The organism is Candidatus Bathyarchaeia archaeon (genome assembly GCA_038882715.1).
Taxonomy (GTDB): Archaea; Thermoproteota; Bathyarchaeia; order Bathyarchaeales; family DTEX01; genus DTEX01.
This window is the reverse complement of the sequence record JAVZNR010000010.1, coordinates 34612-60255: the sequence shown is the minus strand read 5'-3', so window position 1 is coordinate 60255 and position 25644 is coordinate 34612. Positions and strand designations below refer to the sequence as shown.

At 46.5% G+C, this 25644-nt stretch carries 29 protein-coding genes; 9 read left to right on the top strand and 20 right to left on the bottom strand.

Annotated elements, in window-relative coordinates:
* From QXR61_07130 to lysW/argW, 7 genes are all read right to left on the bottom strand, one after another.
* Positions 1-572 (bottom strand): rhomboid family intramembrane serine protease (locus QXR61_07130; protein MEM3757718.1); only part of this gene is annotated, 572 nt, incomplete at its 3' end.
* Positions 573-590: 18 nt separating this feature from the next.
* A complete protein-coding gene (locus tag QXR61_07125; protein MEM3757717.1) occupies positions 591-1703 on the bottom strand; it encodes a M20/M25/M40 family metallo-hydrolase in 1113 nt (370 codons plus the stop codon).
* Positions 1700-2911 (bottom strand): aspartate aminotransferase family protein, encoded by a 1212-nt coding sequence (locus QXR61_07120; protein ID MEM3757716.1) that lies wholly within the window; start codon positions 2909-2911, stop codon positions 1700-1702. The genes QXR61_07125 and QXR61_07120 overlap by 4 nt, the downstream gene beginning before the upstream one ends.
* Positions 2912-2918: 7 nt before the next feature.
* Positions 2919-3725 (bottom strand): [LysW]-aminoadipate/[LysW]-glutamate kinase, encoded by an 807-nt coding sequence (locus tag QXR61_07115; GenBank protein MEM3757715.1) that lies wholly within the window; start codon positions 3723-3725, stop codon positions 2919-2921.
* Positions 3726-3758: 33 nt separating this feature from the next.
* On the bottom strand, positions 3759-4811 hold the full coding sequence (gene argC, locus QXR61_07110; protein MEM3757714.1) for an N-acetyl-gamma-glutamyl-phosphate reductase: 1053 nt from the start codon (positions 4809-4811) through the stop codon (positions 3759-3761).
* Complete coding sequence (lysX, locus tag QXR61_07105; protein ID MEM3757713.1) at positions 4808-5671, bottom strand: lysine biosynthesis protein LysX; 864 nt, start codon at positions 5669-5671, stop codon at positions 4808-4810. Before lysX ends, argC begins: the two co-directional genes overlap by 4 nt.
* A 6-nt stretch (positions 5672-5677) precedes the next feature.
* Positions 5678-5872, bottom strand: coding sequence for an alpha-aminoadipate/glutamate carrier protein LysW/ArgW (gene lysW/argW, locus QXR61_07100; GenBank protein MEM3757712.1), 195 nt, complete (start codon positions 5870-5872; stop codon positions 5678-5680).
* Between the two features lie 140 nt (positions 5873-6012).
* Here lysW/argW and QXR61_07095 point away from each other — a divergent pair, with 140 nt between their 5' ends.
* Positions 6013-6462, top strand: a complete 450-nt coding sequence (locus QXR61_07095) for an Lrp/AsnC family transcriptional regulator (GenBank protein MEM3757711.1) — start codon at positions 6013-6015, stop codon at positions 6460-6462.
* Between the two features lie 64 nt (positions 6463-6526).
* On the top strand, positions 6527-7123 hold the full coding sequence (locus QXR61_07090; GenBank protein MEM3757710.1) for an adenylate kinase family protein: 597 nt from the start codon (positions 6527-6529) through the stop codon (positions 7121-7123).
* Here QXR61_07090 and QXR61_07085 read toward each other — a convergent pair.
* Together QXR61_07085 and QXR61_07080 are read right to left on the bottom strand one after the other, a co-directional pair.
* The gene (locus QXR61_07085) at positions 7120-7461 is read right to left on the bottom strand and encodes a restriction endonuclease (protein ID MEM3757709.1); all 342 of its coding nucleotides are present in this window, start codon (positions 7459-7461) and stop codon (positions 7120-7122) included. The two genes, QXR61_07090 and QXR61_07085, sit on opposite strands and share 4 nt — an antisense overlap.
* A 46-nt stretch (positions 7462-7507) precedes the next feature.
* Positions 7508-8575, bottom strand: coding sequence for a lysylphosphatidylglycerol synthase transmembrane domain-containing protein (locus tag QXR61_07080; protein ID MEM3757708.1), 1068 nt, complete (start codon positions 8573-8575; stop codon positions 7508-7510).
* 180 nt (positions 8576-8755) lie between these two features.
* Here QXR61_07080 and QXR61_07075 point away from each other — a divergent pair, with 180 nt between their 5' ends.
* The 4 genes from QXR61_07075 to QXR61_07060 all read left to right on the top strand — a co-directional run bounded on the left by QXR61_07075 (position 8756) and on the right by QXR61_07060 (position 12308).
* The gene (locus QXR61_07075; protein ID MEM3757707.1) at positions 8756-9430 is read left to right on the top strand and encodes an HAD-IA family hydrolase; all 675 of its coding nucleotides are present in this window, start codon (positions 8756-8758) and stop codon (positions 9428-9430) included.
* Between the two features lie 112 nt (positions 9431-9542).
* Complete coding sequence (locus tag QXR61_07070; protein ID MEM3757706.1) at positions 9543-10538, top strand: ABC transporter ATP-binding protein; 996 nt, start codon at positions 9543-9545, stop codon at positions 10536-10538.
* The gene (locus QXR61_07065; GenBank protein MEM3757705.1) at positions 10535-11416 is read left to right on the top strand and encodes an ABC transporter permease; all 882 of its coding nucleotides are present in this window, start codon (positions 10535-10537) and stop codon (positions 11414-11416) included. The genes QXR61_07070 and QXR61_07065 overlap by 4 nt, the downstream gene beginning before the upstream one ends.
* Complete coding sequence (locus QXR61_07060; protein MEM3757704.1) at positions 11391-12308, top strand: ABC transporter permease; 918 nt, start codon at positions 11391-11393, stop codon at positions 12306-12308. The genes QXR61_07065 and QXR61_07060 overlap by 26 nt, the downstream gene beginning before the upstream one ends.
* A gap of 28 nt (positions 12309-12336) precedes the next feature.
* Here QXR61_07060 and QXR61_07055 read toward each other — a convergent pair whose 3' ends face one another.
* The 11 genes from QXR61_07055 to QXR61_07005 all read right to left on the bottom strand — a co-directional run bounded on the left by QXR61_07055 (position 12337) and on the right by QXR61_07005 (position 22351).
* Positions 12337-12705, bottom strand: a complete 369-nt coding sequence (locus tag QXR61_07055; GenBank protein MEM3757703.1) for a nucleotidyltransferase domain-containing protein — start codon at positions 12703-12705, stop codon at positions 12337-12339.
* A 5-nt stretch (positions 12706-12710) separates the two neighbouring features.
* Entirely contained in the window at positions 12711-12929 is a 219-nt protein-coding gene (locus QXR61_07050; GenBank protein MEM3757702.1) for a HepT-like ribonuclease domain-containing protein, read from the bottom strand.
* 31 nt (positions 12930-12960) lie between these two features.
* A complete protein-coding gene (locus tag QXR61_07045; protein MEM3757701.1) occupies positions 12961-14250 on the bottom strand; it encodes a hypothetical protein in 1290 nt (429 codons plus the stop codon).
* Positions 14251-14356: 106 nt separating this feature from the next.
* The gene (locus QXR61_07040) at positions 14357-14812 is read right to left on the bottom strand and encodes a hypothetical protein (GenBank protein ID MEM3757700.1); all 456 of its coding nucleotides are present in this window, start codon (positions 14810-14812) and stop codon (positions 14357-14359) included.
* A complete protein-coding gene (locus QXR61_07035; protein MEM3757699.1) occupies positions 14809-15834 on the bottom strand; it encodes a hypothetical protein in 1026 nt (341 codons plus the stop codon). Before QXR61_07035 ends, QXR61_07040 begins: the two co-directional genes overlap by 4 nt.
* Positions 15835-15840: 6 nt before the next feature.
* Positions 15841-16389, bottom strand: a complete 549-nt coding sequence (locus tag QXR61_07030) for a hypothetical protein (GenBank protein MEM3757698.1) — start codon at positions 16387-16389, stop codon at positions 15841-15843.
* Complete coding sequence (locus QXR61_07025) at positions 16386-17156, bottom strand: hypothetical protein (protein ID MEM3757697.1); 771 nt, start codon at positions 17154-17156, stop codon at positions 16386-16388. The genes QXR61_07030 and QXR61_07025 overlap by 4 nt, the downstream gene beginning before the upstream one ends.
* Before the next feature lie 23 nt (positions 17157-17179).
* A complete protein-coding gene (locus QXR61_07020; GenBank protein ID MEM3757696.1) occupies positions 17180-18934 on the bottom strand; it encodes a type II secretion system F family protein in 1755 nt (584 codons plus the stop codon).
* A gap of 7 nt (positions 18935-18941) precedes the next feature.
* Positions 18942-20600, bottom strand: a complete 1659-nt coding sequence (locus QXR61_07015) for a type II/IV secretion system ATPase subunit (GenBank protein ID MEM3757695.1) — start codon at positions 20598-20600, stop codon at positions 18942-18944.
* Between the two features lie 96 nt (positions 20601-20696).
* Complete coding sequence (locus QXR61_07010; protein ID MEM3757694.1) at positions 20697-21182, bottom strand: archaellin/type IV pilin N-terminal domain-containing protein; 486 nt, start codon at positions 21180-21182, stop codon at positions 20697-20699.
* A gap of 128 nt (positions 21183-21310) precedes the next feature.
* A complete protein-coding gene (locus QXR61_07005) occupies positions 21311-22351 on the bottom strand; it encodes a hypothetical protein (GenBank protein MEM3757693.1) in 1041 nt (346 codons plus the stop codon).
* Between the two features lie 150 nt (positions 22352-22501).
* Between QXR61_07005 and alaXM the strand changes: the two genes are divergently transcribed.
* From alaXM to QXR61_06990, 3 genes are all read left to right on the top strand, one after another.
* The gene (gene alaXM, locus QXR61_07000; protein ID MEM3757692.1) at positions 22502-23212 is read left to right on the top strand and encodes an alanyl-tRNA editing protein AlaXM; all 711 of its coding nucleotides are present in this window, start codon (positions 22502-22504) and stop codon (positions 23210-23212) included.
* A gap of 56 nt (positions 23213-23268) precedes the next feature.
* On the top strand, positions 23269-24990 hold the full coding sequence (gene ade, locus QXR61_06995; GenBank protein ID MEM3757691.1) for an adenine deaminase: 1722 nt from the start codon (positions 23269-23271) through the stop codon (positions 24988-24990).
* Positions 24991-25054: 64 nt separating this feature from the next.
* The gene (locus QXR61_06990) at positions 25055-25636 is read left to right on the top strand and encodes a DUF99 family protein (GenBank protein ID MEM3757690.1); all 582 of its coding nucleotides are present in this window, start codon (positions 25055-25057) and stop codon (positions 25634-25636) included.
* Positions 25637-25644 lie beyond the last annotated feature (8 nt).

The following is a 25644-nucleotide window of genomic DNA, read 5'->3' as shown; positions in this document are numbered from 1 at the left end:
CCCATCAACATCTGATATATGAACCAGAAGCCGAGGTAATAGTATGCCGGAATACTAACTATTGTGATGAAAATATAGAAGACTAAGGTCCTTATCCTCGCATGCGGATACAGGAGCATATACGCACCTAAAACCGCTGAGATGGCTCCTGAAGCCCCAACCGCTGGAGTCCCCATTTCGACTACAACATAAGGAATCGGGCTCGTATATAAGGATAGAATCGTTGACGCTATGTGGATTAGGCTAGCAAACAAGCCGCCGAATAGATAGAAGATTAAGTATTTGGCGTGGCCTAAAGCATCCTCAATATTATCCCCGAAAACCCATAGGTACAGCATGTTTCCCAGCAGATGCATAATGTCCGCATGCATAAACATGCTTGTGAGAAGAGTCTCCAACCTTCTCCCGCTTAAAATGTTTGCAGGAATAGCCCCATAACTAAGTATGGCTAAGCGAAACGTTTTTGCACCTTGCAGATAAAAGTAGAAGAACACAACAATATTTACGAGTATTAATGCGTAATTCACATATGGTCTTCTAGAAGGCCGATTCTCATCACCTATGGGCATCATTTCTAGCGCTTTCTCCCTTTATGAGCCGTGGCTTAAAATCTTCTCAACGGCTCTTTTATAGATTTTTATGCTCATTAAATATTCTTTGATATCTATATGCTCGTTCAGCGTATGGCTTAAAACGGCTTCTCCGGGGCCGTATGTTGCAGCTGGCGCCTTAAAGTGTGATCCAAATATGTTCATGTCGCCTGTCCCAGTCTTCCGAATCAATCTAGCCTCTTCGCCAGTCTCTTCAAGGATAGCCTCCTTAAGAGCCTTTATTACGAGGGAACTTTTGTCAGCCACATATGGTTTAACCATATCTATAGCCTTAAGATCTAGGTTTAGCCCATAGTTTTCATACCTAAACCTATCAATTAAATCCTCAATAATCTTCACCGCTTTTTCGCAGCTAACTGCGGGTGGCAGACGTAAATCGAGTTCTAAAAAACATGTGTCAGGTATGCTTCGGGTTGTTCCCTTACCATATATGCTCGTTATCGCCGGCGTTAGTGAGTAGAAGACGCCGTATGGCGACCTATATTCGCGGTCACATAAATCTTTAAGCCTACTCCAAAACTCAAAACACTTCTCGATAGCGTTAGGCATAATATGCTGGGCTCCAACATGCCCGGCAGCTGTTCTAAAAGCAAGCTTTAACTTGATATGACCCTTATACGCGAACGTTATGTTTCTTATGCCACTCGGTTCACCAAATATCGCGTAATCCACATTAAGGTTTCCGCGAATCATATGCTTAATGCCTTTCCCCCGCCCCTCCTCATCAACAACCCCGGCAACTATAACTCGTCCTTTTAAACCCTCTGATTTTAGGCTTGAAGCAGCCAGGATCATGGCTGCCAGAGAAGACTTTGCATCTACGGCCCCCCTCCCATAAAGCCTATCGCCCTCAAGTTTAACGTCTATTTTGCCGGGGACGGTATCCATATGTCCACATAAAAGAATAGTCGGTCCACCGAACCCTATCTCCCCATAAACGTTGCTAACCTTGTCCCTCCAAACCTTGTCAAAGCCCAGCTCCGCCATAACGTCCGCCAGAAAAGATGAGATCTCGCCCTCTCTGCCGCTTGGGCTGTAAATCTCCAGCATCCTTCTCAACAAATCTATTGGGCGCCATTCCCCTCGATTCATTCCCCGGCACCATGGTGGCCAATACCTGCTGGCAACTTCTTCTCTTCCTCTGAGAGAACCGTTCTCAACACGTCAGCTACCTTTTCAAGGTGCTCTAAACTTATCGTGAGCGGAGGAAGAAAACGTATAATGTTCCTGCCTGAATAGAGCAGTATTACGCCTCTCTCTAAAGCCCCCATCAATATGTTGTATATGTCTATTCTGGTCTCAAGCCCCAGCATCAGACCTAAGCCGCGAACCTCCCTTAAAATACTAAACTCATCTACAAGACCCTGAAGAATATGCTTAAACCTGTTTCCAAGAACTCGCGCCCTTTCAACCAACCCCTCTTCAATTATGGCGTCTATCGTCGCGCAGGCAGCTGCACATGCAAGGGGGTTTCCGCCAAACGTACTTGTGTGCTCGCCAACCTTCAGCGAACCCATAATATCCTCTCTAGCTATTGTTGCACCTATCGGTATTCCGCCACCCATGGCCTTTGCAACACACATCACGTCCGGCGTAACACCCCAGTGCTCCGAGGCCCACATTCGGCCCGTCCTTCCAAAACCCGTTTGAACTTCGTCGAATATCAGCACTACACCGTTTTCATCGCATATCTTCCTCAATCCCTCAAGATAGCCTTGCGGTGCGACGTGAATTCCACCCTCTCCTTGAATAGGCTCGACAATTATTGCCGCGGTATCCTTCGTAATAGCCTCCTCAACCTTATCGAGCCTTCCGAAGGGCACAAACCTGAAGCTCTGGCTTAAAATATGTTTGAAGGGTTCACGGTACTTCGGGTTCCATGTTGCCGACAGCGCGCCCAAGGTTTTGCCGTGAAAACCCCTAACCATACTTATAATCTCATGTTTACCAGCGTATTTTACCGCGGCCTTTATGGCGCATTCAACAGCCTCAGCGCCGCTGTTAGAGAGAAAAACCTTGTTTAACCCTTTTGGCGCTATCTTCACTAGTTTCTCCAGTAGCTCAGCTCTTTTATCATTGTATAGTGAGCCGTGACACGCTATAAGCTTCTCGCATTGCTCCTTTATGGCTTTAACAACCTTAGGGTGGCAGTGACCAACTAGGCTTACCCCGTAGCCGCCCATGCAATCTACATATGGTCTGCCCTTAACATCATAGAGGATGGCGCCTTCGCCTCTAACGACACAAATAGGATACTTCTGGTAAACATTTGCGAGAAAAGAGTTTTCGACGCCCATCATTTCCTCTTCATTCAGCGCTTATCACCGTACCATTCAAACCGTTAAGAGCGCTTATCACCGGGCTATCCGTGAACCCGCATGCGATAATAGCCTCTTTAACGCCGGCTTCCAGAGCCTCTATCGAAGCAATTAGCTTCTTATCCATGCCGGGGCCTATCTTAGGCAGAACCTCCTTGGCCTCGCTTAGCTTAATCCGCTTAACATATTCTTCGCCTAATCTTACGCCCGGAACATCCGTCAGAAAGACTATTTTTTCAGCCTTTAACGCGCTAGCTATCTGCCCAGCCGCCCTATCGCTGTCAACATTCAGGTACTCGTTCTCTTCGCCAAGGGCTATAGGTGAGACGACTGGCAGAAAACCGTGGTCTACGAGAACCTCAAGGAGACTTGAGTTAACCTTCGATATTTTTCCAGTGAAGCCTCCATCTATAATGCGCTTTCTCCCACGCTCATCAACCACCAGAAGCTTCTTCTTCCTGCTCGCGATCATTAATGCGCCGTCGACGCCTGAAATCCCAACAGCCGGCATATTTTTCCCTATAAGCCATTTGACAATCGCCTTATTCACCCTGCCAGCCATAACCATCGTGTATATTTCCACGGTCTCTTCGTCCGTGTACCTGCTCCTGACGCCCTCAGGCGAGGTCACGAAAATCTGCTTCTTGCCAAGCTTCTCAGCTATCTCTGTAACCTCGTCTCCACCACCATGAACGATAACCAGCCTGTCCCTCTTTAAGATTTCACCTATATCGTTGGCGAGGCTATCGCTTAGCCCCCTTCTAAATATGTCTCCGCCGATTTTCAGGACTATCATCGTGGACACGCTCACAAAATTATAGGGTAAACTTTAAATTGGGTGTAATGCATAGTAGCGTAAGCCCTCCCTCTCATCCCAGCCGCACATTATATTCATGTCTTGAACAGCTGTTCCAGCAGCCCCCTTCATCAAATTATCTATGGCTGATAAAATCACCAATCTGCCCGTGTGCTCATCTATCTCGAAACCTATATCACAGAAGTTTGAACCCACGATTATCTTCGGGTCAGGATACCTGTAGATCCCCTTAACATCACGTATAAACCTGATAAAGGGTTCATTAGAGTAAAAATCCCTGTAAATGCGCCAAACCTCTATCGGCGTCACCGGCTCTTTTAGGAAAGTATGGCATGTTGAAAGTATCCCCCTAACAATATTGACGGCGTGGGCTGACATTGAGACCTTAATTCTTTCTCCACATAGGAGACTGAGCTCCTGCTCGATTTCAGCCGTATGCCTATGGCCGACAGGCTTATACGGTCTAATAACGCCGAAATGCTCAGAGTGATGCGTTGACAATGATGGTTTAGCGCCAGCGCCTGAGGAGCCAACTTTAAAGTCTATCACAATCCTGTCAACTTCAATTTTACCCGATTTAACTATGGGTGCGAGAGCCAAGATGCTGGCTGCAGCCATGCATCCCGGAACAGCGACCAGCTGAGCCTTCTTAATCTCTTCCCTGTGGAGCTCCGGTAAGCCGTAAACAGCTTTACTGAGGAGGTCTGGGTTTTTATGGCTCCATCCATACCATTTCACGTAATCATCCGGGTTTTTAAGCCTGAAATCCGCGCTTGTATCTATCACTTTTAAGCCGGCTTCAATTAGTTGCGGCACAAAGGATGATGAGACACCATGCGGCGTTGAAACAAACAGGATGTCGCATAGATCGGCAACCTTAAGTGGATCAGACTTAATGAACTTTAGTGTCGTTTGACCCTTAAGGTTTGGGTGAACCCTATGAACATACTCGTTAGCGTAAGTGTTTGATGTTGCAGCTGAAACCTCTACCTTCGGATGGGCTAGGAGCAGGCGTAGAAGCTCGCCGCCAACATACCCTGAGGCACCGAAGACACCAACCTTCATTTCTTCATCACCTTAACAGCATATCTAATAATTTTCTCAGGTATATCGGCTCTAGTTGCGGAGTAGAGTCCCTTAAACTCCGGCGTATTGTTAACCTCGTGTACAACTATGCCGTTAGGCGACTCCATGCAGTCGACCGCTAAAACTCCGCCGCCAACAGCCCTAGAAGCCTTTAAGGCGATCTCGGCAAGATCATCTGTGAGGCGGCATGGTTCCATTCGCCCTCCGCGGGCAACATTGGTTCTCCAATCGCCTTCAGCCGGGTAGCGGTATGCTGCCGCGATAACCTCATCCCCAACAGTCAGTACGCGTATGTCGCGCGGCGGCCTCTTAATATACTCTTGGAGATAATAGATCTGCATAAGGGAGTTCTGCATTTCTTCGCGTGCCTCTATAAGCGCCTGAGCAGATTCCTTATCCTTAACAAGGGCCACTAAGCGACCCCAGCTTCCCACAACCGGTTTCAAGACAGCTGGGTAGCCTAACTCCTCTAGGGCTTTTACAGCCCCCTCATTTGTGAAGGCTACCAGTGTTCTAGGAACATGGATACCTAGCTTTGATAGGGCGATTATCGTGAAGAGCTTGTTTCCGCAGATCAGTGAGACGTTGAATGGGTTTATGACTCGAAGGCCTGAACCTTCTAGGACTGCTGTTATATGTAGGCCCCTAAAGTAGCTTATGCAGCGCTGGAGCACCACATCCCCAAATGTTCCCTCAAGCTTGTCGGGGTTTTCAGTCGCGTTAAGGTAGATTTCTTTCGAGTCTATTGGATTCAGATTTAATCCAAGCCTCTCAGACGCCTCTATTAATGCCTTTTCCTCCCATCTAACCCTATCGTACACTAGGCTTATTCTGACCATCTGATTCTATTCGCCCCAGTCCTCACCTTCAATCTCAGCTGGCTTAACGTTAATAGCGCCTTTCTCATCAAGTGTTATCTCTAAGTCAAGACCGCAGTCTGGACAACTAACTATTTCACCAGATATCACGTCTTCCGGGACTTCTATCTCCGCATCACATTCAGGACATTTTGTCTTGAAGGTTACCGCCTCCTTTTTCACGCTTTAATAGGAGAAAGCATATTTCTTTATAAATGTTTCGGAAACATTAAAGAATCTTTAATATTCATGCTATAAAGCGTTTTTTCTTCAATCGATTTATATATTTGAGTTTGGAATCTTTATTTTTGAAGGGATATATAATGAGTCTAATAGATGATGTTGATAGGGAAATAATTAGGATGCTGCAGGAGGACGCCAGGGTATCTTTCAGGAAAATAGCTGAGAAGCTGAATGTTAGCGAAGCGACAATATTCACTAGGGTGAAAAAGCTCCTTAAAAAGAACGTTATAAAGGGGTTTACCGCCATAGTCTCCCCAGAGAAGGTTGGAAAAAACATAACTGCGTTTGTGCTGATAAACGCGGATCCAAAGAAGCTACATAATGTTCTTGAAGCGTTAAGCAGAATGAATGACGTTTACGAAGTTTACGATGTAACAGGTTCCTACTATGCTTTAGCCAAGATTAGAACCGAAGATCAAAACAAACTCGCGAAGATAATCGACGATATAGGGATGATTGACGGTGTAATTAGCACGGAGACCGCGCTTGTCTTGAGGAGCATAAAAGAAGAGGTTCGGATAAAGATCTAAGCGCATATATATACTTGGTCTATAAATCAAGAGTATGAGAGATACTGAATGCTTTTGAAGGTAGGTGAGTATATCTATTAGGCGCATAATAATTATAACTGGAACACCGGGCGTTGGAAAAACTTCGGTTTCAGCCGCGCTCGCATCTAGGATAGACGCCCAGTTAGTGTCTTTAGGCGAACTCATCAGGAAGGAGAAGCTTTACATCGGTTTCGATAAGGAGAGAGACACTTTAATTGCTGATATAGAAAAGATTTCTAGGAGAGTCGGCGAAATCATCTCAAAAGCCCAAAAAGACATAATTATAGAGGGGCATTTAGCCGTCGACGTTACCCCAGCCGAGAAAGCGAGCATCGTCTTCGTTTTGAGGAGAAACCCCGAAGAGCTCAAGAGAATTCTTGAGGAGAGATCTTACACGGAGAGGAAGATTATGGAGAACCTAGCTGCTGAAATCCTAGATGTCTGTCTCTTCGAAGCCGTGAAGAAGTTCGGTGTTGAAAAGGTCTGCGAGATAGATGTGACATCGAAAAGCGTGAATAAAGTTGTTCAAGAGATCCTAGATGTTCTTGGCGGGTTAAGGGAACGTAGGGTTGGGGTCGTAGACTGGCTAGGCAAGCTTGAGGCTGAAGGGAAACTGGAGGAATATTTAGATAAATTTTAGAATACTTTTAGCCCCTTCAATATATCTGACTTCGTGATCAATCTTATTCCCCTGCGGTTTGCGTACGCCTTCGCATGCTCACTAAACTTTCTAGCTACAAGGATTGGGCTGGATAAACCAGCGTTCTGCGCAATTTTATCTATATTTATAACTATGTTTACGCCAACAGTTCTATTCCAGTCTTTAACCCAAACCGGGTGGGCTTCGCTTCCCCTCCGTATCATTAGGTCGAAGCCTCTGCGCGGCGAATCATTATTCTGAGATGGATTCTCATCTATAGTATAACCTCTTCTAGTGAAGTATCTTATTGTAAGGGCTATTAGCGGCTTCTGACTCAACTCTTCCACAATAGAAGATTAGCAGCTCCTAGCTAGAAAAATCTTTTTAACAGGTTGATGTTTCTTTAGGCTTTTGACCAATCAGTTCTTTTACACCTATCCATTGAGCCAGAACATATCCGACTGCGATTTGGAACCAGAAGGTTACAGCTCTTATGAGAAGCGTGGCCACTCCGCCAATAGCTGTTGGAATATTAAATAGTGTATATAGCTTCGTCATAACTATTTCTACCAGTCCAAGCGGAAGCGCTATCGGCGCCGATTGAACGGCGAGGCTTACCGCGTAAACTACAATTGACTCAACTACCTTCATCGAGATTTCATTGAATCCTAACGCATAAAAAACTAATAGATATACGCTTAAATGGAAAACCCAGGCGACAAAGCCATAAGCTACGGATTTCGCCACGGCATCCAACCTTTTACCAAACGACTTAAAACCGCTATGAAATTGAATTAGGCTTTGATACACTTTTTTCCTGGCTTCTGAGGGGTTTAAGCGGCTCTTCCCAACTATTAGAGAAACAACCTTAACGAACGCGTTGACTATTTTCTCAGCAGCCTCTTCCCTCAAGGAAACGTAGAGTAAAAGAACAATTAGAGTAAGAGAACCTGCATTTATCATCGCCAGCAAGTATAGGATTTCGGCGCCAATCTCATACCTAAAGAATAGGAAGAGGGAGGCTGCCAGTAGGCTACTTAAAGTAACAAACACTGTTATTATACGGTGGGCGATAACCGACGCTACAACCCTGCCCGGATCCCAAGAATCCCTCTGAACAAGATAGGTTCTAACCACTTCGCCTGAAATAGTCTCTAATGGAATTATAAGATCCACAAAGTTTCCCAGCCAGCAGTAAATGAAAGCCTTTTTTAGGCCAGCGTTTACCGACAATGCTTTCAGGAGCGTGTTCCAGCTCATAGAGTAAAAGAGCATGCTCAGCACCATTGCGACTATGGTTGCAAAGTATATGGGCAGGCAGCTATATGGATTAACCCTCCTAAAAACTTCAATCATGTCACTTATGCCGACAAAAAAGTAGAGGTAGAGAATGAAAACTAGCAACCCAGCGACCGTAAGCGCAAACGCTTTTGCAAGCGAACGCTCCCTCATTCCAAGGCCAGCCTAAAACGCATCTCTCTGTTATTATTTCACTATTTCTGGTACATTAAGCACACTGTAGGTTACCGTGCATCTGATTACGCTGAAAATACATATAAAGAAAAACAGTATTTTATGTTTTTATAGCGGTTGCTAAAATTTTTGACTTATTCCATCGGAGATAGATGAGAAATGGTTAAAGTAAGAGCTGTGATATTTGACCTAGATGACACATTAATACATTCCAGAATAGATTATGCTGGCGCAAAGAAATCGTTGATTAAATTTTTTATTGAGCATGGCGTTGAACCCAGCCTCCTAAGCGAGAGCATGCCTAGCCTCGAGATTTTTAAGGCTGCGGGTGAAAGCCTACGTGGGAAAAACCTGCCTGAAGAGTTCATTAGCAGAGTTTTTGAGGGAGCTAAGTCGATGCTAAGCATCTTTGAGATAAAGGCTCTGGAGGGAGTTAAGCTGATGGATGGGGCTTTAGAGACGCTTAACACCTTGAGGAAAATGGGGCTGAAGACCGGTATTGTAACCAACAGCTGTAGAGAGTATGCTGCTAGAATCATTGAAATGTTTTCGCTGGACAAATATGTCGACGCGTTCATCACAAGAGATGACGTTAACAATTTAAAGCCTGACCCTGAACATCTATTAAAAGCCCTAGAAACTTTAGGCGTATCCGCCGACGAAGCGGTTTTTGTCGGCGATCATTGGATAGACGCTGCTTGCGCTAAGAGAGCTGGCGTGAAGTTTATCCTCTTCAGGAATAATAAATGGAGTTTTAGTGAGACCAATGTCTCCAAGTACGCGGTTATTGAAGAGTTAATGAGCCTATCAGCCGTAATTCAAGGCATCTTATGAACCTTGGATGTTCGAAGATGGGTGCCGGCAGTTACGCTTATTAGGCAAAGACAACTTATTTTTCTTCCCGCTATTAGTTTAGGTTAAATAGATGCCCGAGCGGTAATATTTGATGGAATACGCTGTTGAAACATTTGATCTAACAAAGGTGTTTGAGAGTAAAGAGGATAATGCTAAGCGCTATGTTAAGGCAGTTGACCACGTGAATATTAAAGTTAAGCGCGGTGAGTTTTTCGGGCTTCTTGGGCCTAACGGTGCCGGGAAGACCACGCTCATAAAGATGCTCTGCACGATAATACTTCCAACCGAGGGGACAGCTAAAGTAAACGGCTACGATATAGTGAAGGAGCCTGTTAAGGTTAGGAGCTGCATAGGCTGGTTTCACGGCGAGACGGGCGGCAGATCGCTTTACTGGAGGCTTAACGCCGAAGACAACCTGAGGTTCTACGCTTACCTTCAGAATGTTCCTAAAGACGTCGCTGAGAAGAGAATTAACGCTTTGCTTGAATTTTTCGGGCTGAGTAAGGAGAGGAAGAAGCTCGTCAAAGACTATTCTACGGGAATGAAGGTTAGGGTTATGCTGGCCAGAGCCTTACTGCACAACCCGCCGATACTGTTTATGGATGAGCCAACGATAGGTTTAGACACCATAAGCGCTGTTGAGACTAGGAGGCTTCTGAAGGCTTTAAACACCGAGCTCAGGAAGACGATAATATTCACTAGTCACAACATGTTTGAGGTTGAGCAGCTCTGCGAGCGAATAGCCATAATGCGCGGTGGACGCATAATAGCTGATGCGCCGCCCTCGGTTTTAAGAGAGATGCTTAGAGACATACGTGCCATCGAGGTGGATATTAAAGAGATAGAGAACTTAACCAGCGTTGTCGAGAGCCTCTCTAGGCTCCCAATGGTTAAAAGGGTTGTTGATGTCAAGAACAGCCCGTTTAACGTAACTGTACGCTTACAGGTTGACGACGAGTATGAGGCTATACCAACCATCGTCAGTAGACTTGATTCTCTAGGCGTGAAGATATCCGCGGTGCGTAGATCTGAACCCACGCTTGAAGACATATTTGTTAAGCTGACTAGGGAGGCTGAATCCGCTTGAAGGTCGAGGATATTGTTGAGCTCTTTAGGGATGATCGCCCACGCGTCTCATCCGAGATTAGGCATGTTTGGGCTGTGTTCTGGGCTAACTTCAAAATATTCCTATCCTATAGAACTTGGGTTATAATGGAGACCATAAGCACAGTCGCCTCAGTTGCAATGTATTCTTTCATGGGTCTTCAGGTTGATTCTAGGAGAGTTGCTTTAGCCGGGTACGGCGAGGTTGGCTGGATATCGTTCGCCTTAGTCGGCGTCGCCACAGCAAATTATCTCTGGATGTGCATCAGTAGGCTAAGCCACTCCCTGCAGCATGAGGTGCGTGAGGGTACTCTTGAACCAATAGTTGCCTCACTAATAAACATGAGGTCATATATTATTGGCCAGTCGATCCGAGGTTTCCTAGTCAGCGGATACTTTATGCTCGGCGTTCTAATTGTAGGCATATGCGTCTTAAAGGTTCCACTAACAATAAATCTCGGAACCGCGCTATCGTTTCTAGCGATAATACTGCTCATGGTTTTAAGCTACGCGGGCATAGGTATAATGGCCGCCGGATTAATCCTCGTGTATAAAAAGGGTGACCCGCTCACATTCCTCTTCGCCAGCGTAACCGAGTTCCTAGGCGGGGTTCTGTTCCCGCTAAAATACCTTGAGGTTTTTCCGGGGCTATATGCGGCGGCTATGCTTATGCCGTACACTTATGCTTTAGATGCTGCCCGAAGAATATTGTTGAATGGTGCAACGGTTCTTTCGCCCATGGTTCTATGGGACGTAGCCATACTGGTCGCGTACAGCATTATATTTATACCCTTAGGTTTAAGGGTTTTCAGGTGGGGCGTCAACAGGATAAGGTATGAGGGGACAGTCGCAACATATTGAGGAGGCGGCTCAAATCTTGGAGGTTGAGAAGCTTATCAAGGTGATCTCAGAAGACGTGCCTAGGAGGAGAACCCCCATATATCGCATCGTCTTATCCTTCGTTGTGAGGGACTTTAAAGTTTGGTGGACTTATAAGTTTTGGCTTCTCCTAGAGCTGTCAGGTATAGTTCTATTCGTTATAACATACTATCTGTTCTCGCTTATCACCACACCCCAGCAGGTTCAGGAAGCTGGCTACGCTGTCGGCGGCTACTTCACTTTTGCGCTCATAGGTATAGCCTTCCAGCAGTATGTTCACTTCGCCGTCCAAAGCATAAATGAAAGCATACGTGAAGAGCAGTGGAACGGCACGATGGAGACCATACTTTCAACCGCAACGGACTTTAAGGTTTTCCTCCTAGGCGAGGTCTGCTTCTCATTTATAGTTTCCTCGGCGCTCCTCTTGATGTCACTGGCCATAGGCGTTCTCCTAGGGGCGGAGTTCTACGTGACCCCATACTCGATTCTAACAGCAGTAATATTGACTGTTCTGCTCATAGCGAGTCACATGGATATAGGCATATTGAGCGCCGGCGTAATAATGAAGGTTAAGCAGGGCAGCCCGGTTACGTGGGCTTTCTCGTGGCTGAGCCAGCTCGTTTCAGGCGTATTCTATCCGCTTAGGCTCCTGCCATGGTATCTTGAGTGGGTTGGGAGGGCTTTCCCGCTAACATACTCCCTAGACGGGATAAGATTATGCCTCCAGTCTGGAAAGGATTTATCTTCGCCTGCAATACTCACAAACATCGTAAGCCTAATCATCTTTATAGCCGTTACGACGCCCATATCGCTATACGCCTTCAAGATCGGATACGACGCCGCCAGAAGGGACGGCTCCCTAGGACAATACTAGGCGACCTCACACTGTTTTCCGCGAAACATTAAGATCTCTTCTTCAGAAGCCTGCTGAGATACAACTCATACATCCCTCTAGCATCAAGATACTCTATGAGAACTTGGGCTTCAAACTTGGCCCTCACGCCGGGCTCAGTCTCGTAGAGAACTTTTCCCTCCTTTATAACTCTGAACTTCAGGTGGAGGTCAGCCGCCTCTAATTCTATGAGGTCTATTTTGTCTTCGCTTACCCCTAAAGCTCCGGCTATTTCCTCTTGAAGCCCGCCAGGCCCGCCTATATCACTCGGCTTCTCGCTGAAGAGTACAGCGATATCCCAGTCGCTATCCTCGGTTTCGAGACCCTTAGCTCTTGAACCGAAAAGGTAGGCTAGCGCCATGTTTCTCCGCTTGAAGATTTGAGTTAGAGCCTCGAGGGTTTGGGCGGATCTACGCTTCTCTTTCTCGCTTCCTCTATCAATTTTAGCGCTAGATCCTTTGAGAGCGCCGCTTCGCTCCCGTAGGCTTTAAGCTCCTCCGGATCCAGCCGCCTATAAGTGTGTGCAACTCTATTTCTGATCCTAGCCATATTTTTAAGCCTATACGCCTCTTGGCTGTTTAAGAACCCTGATTCGGCTAAAATGAAGGAGGCGGAGGGGTATACAGTTTGATTCTTAATGAGGGGTATACAGTTTGATTCTTGATGGAGTGTCGCCGCCGAAATATATTTTTAGAGTGCCATCCCCACCAATAAACCGCGCCTCTATTACGAGCTCGAAAACGCTTCCTTCCGGCACGATTTTTATATCGTCTGGCACAGAAAACGTTAGGTTATAGAAGATATCAGGGGCGCCTCCCTTTTGCTTCCCAACCTCTATACCCTCATTCCCAATTTGGTGGTAGTGGCCAGAACTACTATAGTATCCGAAGGATACCGTAACAAGTATGGTGAAGTTTTTGCCTTTATACTTGCTTGCCTCCATAAATAATATAATTTCTATTTCATGGTCAAGGGTGATTTCGAACGGCGTCTTTTCTGATCTTATCTCTACTCTTTCACTTTGACCATGGCTCCTTGGCGGCGTCCCAAACTCATCTTTGCCACTGCTTGGCTCTGGAGACAATATTATTACCTTTTTTGTTATATATTTCGCAAGGTATAATGTGCTCCAATCAGCCGCCTGAGGGGGCGCGGATTCATTTACAGAATAGAATATGGAGCGACGCGCTGAGACAACTATATTGTCTTCGGGAGTAACAGCTATTATAGTTATTGTTATTATTGTTACCTCATCATCGAGCTCTATGGGTGAAGTAAACTCAACAATATACCTACCTCGCCCAATATAGGGACTTAAAGTAAAGTTTTTGACGACCGTATTGTTAACCTTAATCCATAGAGAATTCTCTGTTAGATTTGGTATCGGTTCATTCCTTCTGCCCTTTTCGCCACTCTGAAATATTTGAAACTCAATTTTAACGTTACCACTGTTTCTATCAATTATCACATTTTCAATGTTAAGCATCACACATTTGCCTAAAGAAACTGATAACTTCTTTAATCCATACTTTTCAATACTTACGCTAAGCTGTGAAAAAACTTGACTGATGCCATAATCCAACGACCAACTCGTTTGCCCTTTCTCAATATTTAGTCCAAATCCTCCATAAGACTCAAGCACCGAACTTACCCAACTTTCGATGAGTTTTTCACCCTCTGGTATCGCATTTCCATCTCCCTCAAAATATTTTTGTTGTGAGGCGATCGCTAGTGCTCTTGTTAAGCATCTTTCGAAGTCGCTTGTTATCGCTAGGACTGTTTCGTCTACTGGCTCATAGGATACTTCCTGCCTTTTCGTACTTATCTGGCTTATTGACAGGATTAGGGAGAACATGAAGGCCGCTATTATAACCGCAACCAGAATAACGAACTGCCCTCTCCTATCGTTTCTAAATCGATTCACAGGCAATCAACCCGAATATTCCATTATGTTGTTATATGTTATATCTGTCATTGTATATATTCTTTATGGTTTAATAATATAATGATGTAGAAGTCAGACCGGAAACTCATGTGAGCCCAGCCCTCGTGAGAACTAAATTCAGATAATATATTTTACCATTCTTCGACGTGTAGGTTATGCTGGCCGAGGCAACCTCACTCGACCTCTTAAAAACTTCTCTAGGAGCGTTTGAGACATAAGAAGGATAGCTCCATCCCTGACCGGAGCTATCCCTCTTATAAATTGTCAGATTATAGTATACGTTTTGGGGCAGTAGGCTCTGGAGGGCGTTGGCCAACACGGTGCTTTGGCCTTCATTAACAGCGATCTCGATTACGCCGGATTCAGCTAGGCGATGCAGGACATTATAGGCTAGCCTATTTAAGTCAACAGTTTCCTGTTTGAAGAATTTCTCCGAGGAGAAGAGCATGAAGAACGCCGCCGTGAAGGCTATAAAAATTAGGATCGCCGCTATAACAGCCTCAATTATTCTCACCTGCCCAAGCCTTGAACAGTCCATCACCAAGACATCCTCCATACCCATAATCTAACCGTATATGAGGAGAACCCGATCTTAACGCTTCGTTCAAGCATGTAGGCTAAAGGCATTTCTTCAGCCAAGGAACCGAAACTCTCCGGGATAATTTTCCAAGCCGCCATAAGATTGCTACCAGCGGCCGCCACCACCGCAACGGTATACGGCTCTATGCCATCCATCTCATGCACATAGTAGCTGCCGATGTTACCAGCGAAGCTCGCACTATACTGCACACTCATCATATTGATAGATCCATTAGGAAGTTTCGTGAGAAATATTTGGTAAACCTCATTACCAGAGATACTATAGGGTGAAAGGAAGAAGTTACCGATGAAGTAGGCATGTGTTATGGCGCCAACGGTCTCCACTGCAACCCCTTGTACACCATAATGATCTACAGCAGCGATTAAGAGAGCTGGGCTAAAGAAATTTAAGGTTAAGCTGCAGCACCCGTTTTCATCAGTAAAGCCATAATCCCGCTCTAAGAAAACCCCACCGCTAAGGAAAACCGCACCAACAGTCACTTTAGCATTCACAGCAGGCATGCCTTGCTCCGAGACAACATTAACCTCAATATTATTTAAACCTGTCTGGCGTATTTCTATTTTTAGCGTTGGTATGAATTCCATTTTTATGTTATAGTCGAAGTCGAGGTTTAGGAGACTTCTAACTGTGTTCGGTTGTATAGGGATGTTTCCCGGCAGGCTCTGGCTTAGTCTCTGAACCTTATCTGGGTCTAAGACAAATGCTTCGCGGGTGAAGACTGTGCTTACGGCTAGGCCGAAGGATGATAGGTCGGAGCCCTTTATAGTAATGTTTTCACCCCAGTCATCCGGCTCCCCCGGGCTTAAGAGTATTTGCGCCATTATCTTCTGCGCAGCCATTTTTAGCTGCTCCATTTCAGATGTGCTCCTGTAGAGCGGCGGCGATATGCCAGTTAAGAAGACCGCGGCCAGCAGTATTGCAACCATTATAATCGCTGCAAAAATATACTCGTATGTCTTCATCGTCGATTAGCCTCCCGTCAATAGGCCTAAGCCAACATATATGATGTCGCCAGCCTTATGGCACCAGACAACCATGTTTGGGCTGCCGCCGTAAACCCATACCCTAGGCTCAATGTTGGAGTCTTCTAGTAGGCCTTCCGGTAAATCTCCACCGGCGAATATCCGTATTCTATGTGTTGAGCTCGCTGTTATAGGTGATTCCGCGTACAAGTCTTTTCTCCCAACAATGCTCACATGAACATAGTATCTTCCACCCCTTTCCACAATAGTAATATTGTAGGGTTTCCCGCTGAGGTCTAATGGAAGGTTTAAGCGCTTTGAAACCGCTTCGCCTATGGATAGGACACCGTAAGTGAAGTCTGTTAGGCTGATTGTGTTCGTTATGCTCATCGAGACGTACTCCGCGATCTGGTTCAGCTGCGTTTTAATAGCGTTCTCTTCAACGTATCCGACGACTATCTGGTAGGCTAGGGCGAGGGATATGGCTAAGCCTATCAGCGCGACCGTTCCAATAATATGCTGTATTGATACGTGAACCACGCCAAAACACCTCACGCCACAGAAACCATTATGGTGACCTCTATCACCCTAACAACAGATATCCCTGAGTAAAATTGCTCCTCGCTTATACCGCCAACTTCCACGCGAACCGTTAGGCTGCTTTCGCTAAGCGTTATTGATTTCACATTTATTCCCTTGTTTTGAACTCTAACATTCACGGTCCCGGAGCCGCCGAATGTTCCTCTCTCTAAACGGATCAAGTAAATGTCCATTGTTCTAAGCTCCTTATTCACGGTGATACGCACTCTATTGTAGTCTAATATTATCCATGCGCCGTTTCCAGACTCTATTCGAACATGTCCTAAGGGCTTAGACATGTCGACTATTAGTCCGCCTGGATTGGTTAGATTTGCTTCTGCAGCTGAAACCATGCTCCCCCCACGATACTTAATCACGTAAGAGTTTATTGGGATAATCTCTGATTTTGAGGTGTCCTCGATCTTTATGTTGATTGGCTCGCTCTCGTACATGCCTATTCCCCCGCTCCTCTGGTTGAATTGGACTGAGCTTGCTGCTCCGGGCCTAAGTGACACGTCCATTATTGTTCTGTCAAGCAGTAGCATTGCTGTTTTAGCCTGCTCGAACTCGGAGTTTTGCATTTGGATTTCAAGCATGCTTATCGCTAGGGAGGAGGCGACCACCAGTATTATTAGCAACGTTGCGGTTATGATTACAGTTGATATTACTGGTGAAACAGCTCTTTTATCCGCTGCGGCACTCACCCCCTTGAAGTCTCTCACCGGTTTTATGTGCACCTGCATCGCTTTTCCCCACGTAAACCCAGTTAGATTGGCAGGATTATTTGGAAGAAGCGCATGAAAACTATTGTTAGCAGGGTTATTGTCGTCAGTATTATTGCGTGCCTGAATCCGGCTGAGACGTTTCCTGTGCTAACTTTCCCGGTCACTATGCCCATTAAGTATGATTGGAAGACTAGCGCCGGAACAATGGTTATTACGATCTGTTTGAAGGGTATTGCCACACGGGATATTGACATAACCGCCGAGTACATGAAGTTTATGGTTACCAGAGTTGAGAAGACCATTATGGCTGAACCTATGTAGGGCATTATCATAAGCGGTCGGAGGGCGGCCATCTTCTCCTTCTCAAGAGAGGCCTGCATCTCGCCGAACCTAGCCATGGTTTCAAGGGTTTCGGGGCTTCCGCCGCCAACCTCTGTTGCGTCGACTAGGAGGTAGAGGTTTATTAGCGCAAACCATGAGCTTATCCTTTTCCTCAACGTTTCATACACGACCCTGAATGGTTGACCCCAGCGGAGCTGCCTGGCAACTATCTTCAAGTGTTTGGAGAATTCTCCGTAGGATCTCGCTGAGAGCTGATCTATGCATGCTTCGGGCGATGCGCCGGTCTTCCTTGCTTCGGTCATGTCTCTGAGGAAGTTTGTTACCTCTCTGACTATGCTTCTCCCTCTTCGGCGGTTGTAGTAGCTGTGGGATAACGCCGCCGGGATCGTGCTGATTATTAGGGCTATGCCCATACCTAGGGATGGTTCGAAGCCTAATTCAAGGCCGAATATGCTTCTAAGAAATGTTAGGAAGCCTTTAAACTGGTCTGCGAATGGCAGCGCTAGGGCTAGCTCTGGAACAAGGTATATGAAGAACATTTCTAGGAGGAGGAATATCATTAGGGGCAGTGAGACCGCGAAGATCTTGTAGGGCGCGGTCTCGTAGATCGGCTCCTGGAAGCTGGATAGGTCTGAGAGGTATATGAAGAGGATTGAGAGGACGGGGACGATTATGTATGCGTATAGGAGGAAGTTTTCAGCCGTGAAGCCTCCCTGCCAGTATCCTTGGAAGGCTATGGATGTTAGGTAGACGATGCTTATGCCTAGGGTTGAGAGGATCATTATGGCTACATATGATTCTAGGAGCAGCGCCGCCCGCTCGCCGAAAGCCCTTATTTTTGTGGCTAGGTCTCTGAACATGGTTTCTGTCCGCGTCAAGAGGTAGTGGACGACGTCTCCGCCTGTTCTCAGGGTGTGGACGTATCCCATAAGGAATTCTTTATATTCTTTTGAGGGGACTTTTTCAGCGGATTTCTCTATGGCTGCTACTGGATCCATGCCTTTCAAGTGTACGTCGACCTCCATGAGCCTCGCTGTTTTAGATGTGTGTGGGAGGAGCTCGCAGTTTTTAAGCCTCTTTAGGCTTGAGTATGGTGATAGCCCGCCTGTCGCCATGACGCTTATGTATGCTGCCATGAATGGTGCTTCCATGTCGAGTTTTGAGGCTCTGTCTTGGGCTTTTATGCTTGGCAGCGTGTAGCCGATTAGGAGGACTATGATTGGCGCCATGAGGATTGGGAGGAAGCCTGTTAGCCACGCTATTATGGCTGAGACTGCTGCGGAGACTATTATGAAGAAGCCTACCACTGAGAGGTATGCTTCGGGATATATTTTTATTCCGGCGGCTTCTAGGCTATCTCTTAGCTTGGATGGTCTCCCAGCGTAGAGTATCGTCATTAGCGCCTTTGAGAGCCAGCTGAAGCCTTGGTAGGCTAGGCCTGTGAATGAAGCCATCTCTTTTTTAGCCTCCGATCCTTCTTTGTAGGGCTATGACTGGGAATGGGTTTAGCAGGTAGTATCTCATTATTTCTCTCTTAACCTCGTTGTTGTTTCTTACTCCGCGGGCCAGCAGGTCGTGGAAGAATAGGGCTCTTCTGGAGAGCTCCTCTAGGACGCTTTCCACGCTGACGCCGTATTTTATGGCTATTCTTCTCAGCATCTCGCTCTTTTTAAAGTTTGAGTTGAAGCTGTCGTTTAGGGGGTTCCATGACGCTATCCGCTCATACTTCCCATAATCAATAACCTCGCAGACTTCTCTAATCCTTCTACCGAAGGTTAACCCCATTCTGGGTCTGGGCAGCTGGACGCGCTCCTGTAGTATCGCGACGTTTATGAGCGGTATGTAGCTTTCAGCCACGTTCATTGGGGGGCTTGTCAGCCTTTTCACAGCGTGCTCGATGCTCTCGGCGTGGAGGGTTGTTAATCCGCCGTGCCCTGTAGCCATGGCTTGGAAGAGCACGAAGGCTTCCTCGCCTCTGACTTCGCCTACAACTATGTAGTCTGGTCTATATCGCAGCGAGACTTTAACTAGGTCGAACAGCGATATTTCGCCTATCTTAGCCATGCCTAGGCCGTAGCTTGCCCTGCTTACGAGTTGAACCCAGTTTTCATGCGGCAGCAGTAGTTCGGGTATTTCTTCGACTGTGACTATTTTCATGGATGGTTTTACGAGGCTTGCTAGGGCGTTTAGTGTGCTTGTTTTCCCGGCGCCTGTTCCGCCTATGACGGCTATGGTCATTCTGTTTTCTATCATGAGCCAGAAGTATGCTGCTAGCATCTCGTCTACTGTTCCGAGCTCTATTAGGTCGACTATTGAGAATGGTTCTTCCCTGAATCTTCTTATGCAGAATGTGCTTCCCTTCGGTGAGACCTCGAATCTGAATGTTGCTGCGACTCTGTCTTTGCTTGGGAGCATGGCGTCGAGTATTGGGAATGCTGTTGAAATATGTTTCTGCGCTATGTGTGTGAGCTTTACGAGTAGGTTGTCTAGGGTTCTCTCATCGACTATTTTTAGGTTTGTCGGCATGCTTTCGTGTCTTCTGTGCCAGACGTATACTGGTAGGTTTACGCCGTTGACTGATATGTCCTCTATCATTCTGTCGCTCATGAGCACATGTAATGGCCCGAAGCCTATGAGGTCTCTATGCAGATAGTATAGTATTCTTTGCCATGACTCCTCGCCTAAGCGCTTGACGCGTTTAGTTAAGCCGTATTTTTTTGCTAGTCTCTCGGCTTCGCTCTCAATATATGTGCTAGGATTAATGTTCTCGTTTTCCGGAGGCTCAATCTCGATGCTCATGATGTCGATCAGCTTATCTAGGATTGGGCGCTCCTCAGGTGTTAGCTCAACCTCCTCAACGAAGTATGCTTTTCCACCGCCCAGCTCCGGAAGTCTCGCTATCGTAACCTTCGAGAAAGGCGGATGAATCGCGTAGGAGTCTAGGATCTCCGCGTTCTCCGGGAGCTTTGAGAAGACGGCGACCGGCGGTGGTGGAGCAACCTTCTTACCTATGGAGAACGAGAATAAAGAGCGTAAACTACTCTTCTTTTTCCCCTCCACACCAGCATTAACGTTAGATTTATCCGCATTATTCTCTTTATTTTCTTTTTTCTCAGCCAAAACTTGAACCCTCAACAAAAACTTTCATACGTATTTTAACAAAAATTTAGGGGGAAGGAAGAGCATATAACTTTAGCGTTAATTGTTGACTAAGGCCTAAGGCAAGACTACTGTCTTAGGATACTGATTACCAGCAGCCGATTGAACCATTATCTCAACAGTCTGCCCAGATGAATAAGTGTTTGGAAGACCCACATACAATAATACTGTTTGTCCAGCCTTCACAGGTATATTTAAAGATGAATTTGAAAGAGCTTCGTACGCCGTATCGGTAACATTTACACATGCTTGTCCATCCAGTTTTCCGTTGAGTAATATCATCTGTATTGTCGCGTCAGAAGACCCAGTATTCTTAATCTGTAATGTGACATTAAAAGCGACACTGAAAGAATCAACAGTTTCTGTTGTTTTTTCTGCGTATGCTACTACGAATTCTAGTTTTTCGTATCTTGTGAATGTTGTTGCTAGTCCTAGCATCCAGTATGCTACTGCTATGCTCATGACTATGGCTACTGCGACTATAATGATTGTCGCAATAACAGGGCTGACTGCCTTAGCGCTCTTCCTAAAAGACCTACTCAACCTTACTTTCACCTCATACTACAGATAATACATCTGTTATAATTTAGAGCACTTAAATCTTATAAGATTTATAGTCTAGATTTTTAGACTATAGTTTCCTCCCATGAAGCGCCGCCGAAAAACATCGACTACGATGGAGCCGGCGCAGCCCCCCCCTCCCCCTTCTCCGTCTCTCTTCTAGCGGCCTCAGCAGCCTCCAATATCATGGCTTTAGCCTTAGATAAAACCTCGGATGAACTCTTACCATCAATAATCTTAACGCCATAAACATCGGCAAGCTCCCTACCGCCCCCATCAACGCCGCCGAGCACCACCATAAACTTATGCCTCGCACCAACATCAGCAGCCTTAGCCCAAAACGCAAGAACACTAACAGCGGTCACAGCACTATCAAACGTATGCGTGGAGCCAACGGCAACAGGAGGCTCACCGCCACCCCTACTCTCAGCGCTACCCCATATCGCAAAAGAGAACTCGTGGCTGATGCCAGTCTCCCCACGAACCTCGGCAGGAGACTCCACAACGAAACCCGCATCCCTCAGCGGCTTAAAGACAGCCTCGAGATCAAATGTTAAACGCTCAAGCAGAAAACTCTTCTCAGGGTTAAGCCTAAAAGCCCTAACAACCTGAACAGAAATATCGCCTTCACCGAAACTATGCCCACTGCTACACAGGTACTCAACCTTCGGATCTGAGAAAACGCTCCTACAGCCAAGACACCTATAAAGGAAGCTAAACGTCCTATAGTCTACCCCTAAAGATTTAAGCGGCTTACCACAGCGCGGGCATATAAGCCCCCCCTCACCCTTAAACCTCTCCTCAAAATCAATATGCCCACACGACAAATGCTCAATCATAGCGCCCCTAACAAGCCTAGACGAGCCGCATGAGGGACAATGCATCTTAACCATAAGCCTATGGGATCGGCAGACGGGACAAACTGCAACATTATCCACTATTTCAGAACTCAAAAGACCGGTCTCACTTAACGCCAGAAGAGCCTCATTAGCTTCCTCAAAAAGGCCGAAGAAGCCCTTGAGAGCCGGATACTCAACCCCAACACCGAAGTTTACAGCCGGCTCTATGCTGCTAAACTCTCCATCCCTCAAAGCCCTAAGCATCCTCTGAATCTTTTCACTCCTTAAAGCATTAGGCACAGCATTAGACAACACGGATAACCTCTAGCCTTTAAATAGCAAAGTAAAAATATTTTACAACATATTATTAAGCATTACCTACATTTTTGTTGATTCACCCAGATGAAAAAATTAAACATATAAATTTAGGTTTCACCACAAATCTCCTTTGGGTGCGAACACTTGACTAAGGCCCTCTACCTAGAGGATAGCTACCTTAAGGAATGCGATGCAACGGTGGTTAAGGTCGCCGACGGCAAATACATTATTTTAGACCAAACAGTCTTCTATCCCAGAGGCGGAGGACAACCCCACGACACAGGAAAAATAATACGTGGAGACGAAAACTTCAACGTCATCTACGTCACAAAGATAGGCGACGAGATCTCACATGAAGTTGACAGAGAGGGCTTAAAAGCCGGCGACAAAGTCCACTGCATCATCAATTGGGATAGGCGATACAGGCTTATGCGCAGCCACACAGCCTCCCACGTCTTCGCATCACTGGTCTGCAACGAGACAGGCGCCCTCGTAACCGGAAACCAGATTGAAGAGGATAAGGTTCGCTTCGACTTCAGCCTAGAGCGCCTAGATAAAGACATCATCATAAAGTGCGTGGAGAAAGCCAACGAGCTATTCAGAAAAGACATAGAGGTTAAATGGTACGAGCTGCCCAGAGAAGAAGCCCTAAAAATACCCGGAGTAGTTAAGATGGCTGAAGCCTTCCCGCCAAACATACCCAAGCTGCGCATTGTTGAGGTTGTCGGCGTAGATAGGCAGGCGGACGGCGGAACCCACGTCAGAAACCTAAGAGAGGTCGGCCAGATAAAGCTGCTGAAATTTGAGAGCAAGGGCAGGCTGAACAAGCGCGTCTACTTCACCCTAGAACCCTAAAGCGAAAGCAAACAGCGTTTCCGCGCGCTTAACCATCCCCTAGGAGACAAACGGCGATGAAGGAACTTATAGACGCTTGCCTAGGGCGTTCGCCCCTAGACTTATTAATCTCCGGCCAAATCGTTAACGTCTACAGCGGAGACATCTCCGACGGCTACATCGGCGTAAAGAGCGGCTTAATAGTGTACGTTGGCGTCAAACCCAAACCCGCAAAAGAGCGGCTTGATTTCCCATCTAAATATGTTCTGCCAGCCTACATCGATGGACACGTCCACATAGAGAGCTCGCTCATGACCCCTAGAATATTTGCTAGAGCAGTTGTACCCCACGGCACATGCTGCGTTGTCGCTGATCCACATGAAATAGCCAATGTTCTAGGTTTAGATGGCGTAAAATTCATGCTCGAAGACTCCGAGAAAACGCCTCTAAAATTCTACTTTATGATACCGTCATCAGTCCCATCAACGGACTTCGAAACATCGGGAGCAGAGATAGGCGTAGAGGAAGTAAAGGTGCTTAAGAGTTTTAGACGCATCCTAGGTTTAGGTGAAGTCATGAACTACATGGGCGTAGTGAAGGGGGATAGAAGTATCCTAGATAAGATAGAGGCTTGTAGAAACATGATTATTGATGGGCATGCGCCTGGCCTGAGGGGAGAAGTCCTTTGCGCCTACACTCTCGCCGGAATCATGTCAGATCACGAAGCCCTAAGCCTAGAAGAAGCCAGAGAGAAGCTCTCGCTTGGAATGTGGATCATGATACGTGAAGGCTCAACGGCAAAAGCCCTATCAAGGCTCGCTGGAATAGTTTCTAAACGCTGCCCCGAAAGAGCCATGCTTGTAACAGATGATAGGCATGCAGGCGACATAGTCCGCGAGGGGCACGTAGACCACTGCTTAAGGAGGGCTGTTGAGGAGGGCATAGACCCCGTGGACGCTGTCAGAATGGTTACGCTTAAGCCCGCAGAATACTTTAGGCTAAAGCATCTAGGAGCCCTCTCACCCGGAAAATCCGCCGACATCGTCATCGTGAATAATTTAAGGGACTTTATGGCTGAAACCGTCCTAATAGACGGTGTGGTCGTGGCTAGAGGAGGCGCATACCTATACGTTGAGGAGGAGAAGCCTAAGAGAATCGCTCTAGGCTCAGTGAACATTGGGGAAATAAGCGTTGAAGACCTAAAGATTAGGCATCCGAGAATTAAACATGGGAGAGCGGTTGCCAGAGCCATAGGCTTGATTGAAAACCAAATATACACGGAGGAGACTCACTGCGAAGTGAATGTTGTTGAGGGCGAGGTTAAACCCGATCCAGATAGCGATATGCTGGAGATCTGTGTAGTTGAGAGGCACAGGGGCTCAGGGAGGATTGGGAAAGGGTTTGTGATAGGCTTCGGCCTTAGGAGCGGAGCCATGGCGTCAACGGTCGCCCACGACTCGCACAACATCGTCGCTGTTGGAGCAGACGTCCGAGACATCCATAGGGCTATTTTAAGGCTTAAAGAGATTAACGGAGGCTTAGTAGTAGTTAAGGATGGAAAAGTTGTCACTGAGCTTCCGCTCACAGTAGCGGGGTTGATGGCTGCCTTAGAAGCCGAAGAGATATCCCAGAGGACTGAAGCCCTAGAGGAAGCCGCCTCGAACATGGGCTGTAGAATTAAAAGCCCCTTCACCGCTCTATCCTTTCTCTCGCTACCCGTTGTCCCGAAACTTAAGATAACGGATTACGGGCTTATTGACGCAGAGAACCTTAAGGTCGTAGACCTCTTTATCGGCTAGCCTGAGAATACCTTTAATATCTGTGTTCACATAATATGGCTAGGGCTGGAGGACGGAACTAGTTTTGCGCCTACACATACATAAGAAAGCCTTCCGAGCGCTCGGCGTATCAGAGAGCTTCATTAGAGAGTTAAGCGACAAATCCATCCTCGCCGGCGTAGTCTCAAGAAGCGACGGGATAATAGACGGCTTCACCTTCTCAAGGGCCACTTTAGGCGGAATGGATGCAACCGAGAAGATTATAGGTATGTATAGGGCTCTGGAGAGAGACGATATTAACGTTTTAATGCTTAACGGCTGCGTGATAAGCTGGTACAACGTAGTTGACTTACAGAGGGTTTACGAGGAAACCGCTAAACCGCTTATATGCGTAACATACGAGGAGTCCGAGGGCTTAGACAAATACTTTCTAGAACTGTTTCCAGAGGACTGCGAGAAACGCATAGAAATCTACCATAGGAATGGTCCAAGAACCCTAGTGAAGCTCCATACCGGGCATGAAGTGTACATTAGGTTTTACGGAATGAGGTTAGAGGAGGCGAAGGGTATACTCAATAAGTTTACGCTGCACGGCGCAATACCGGAGCCGCTTAGAGTGGCGAGGCTATTGGCTAGAGGAATAATGAAAACACTCTACACTAACTAGATTGAAGA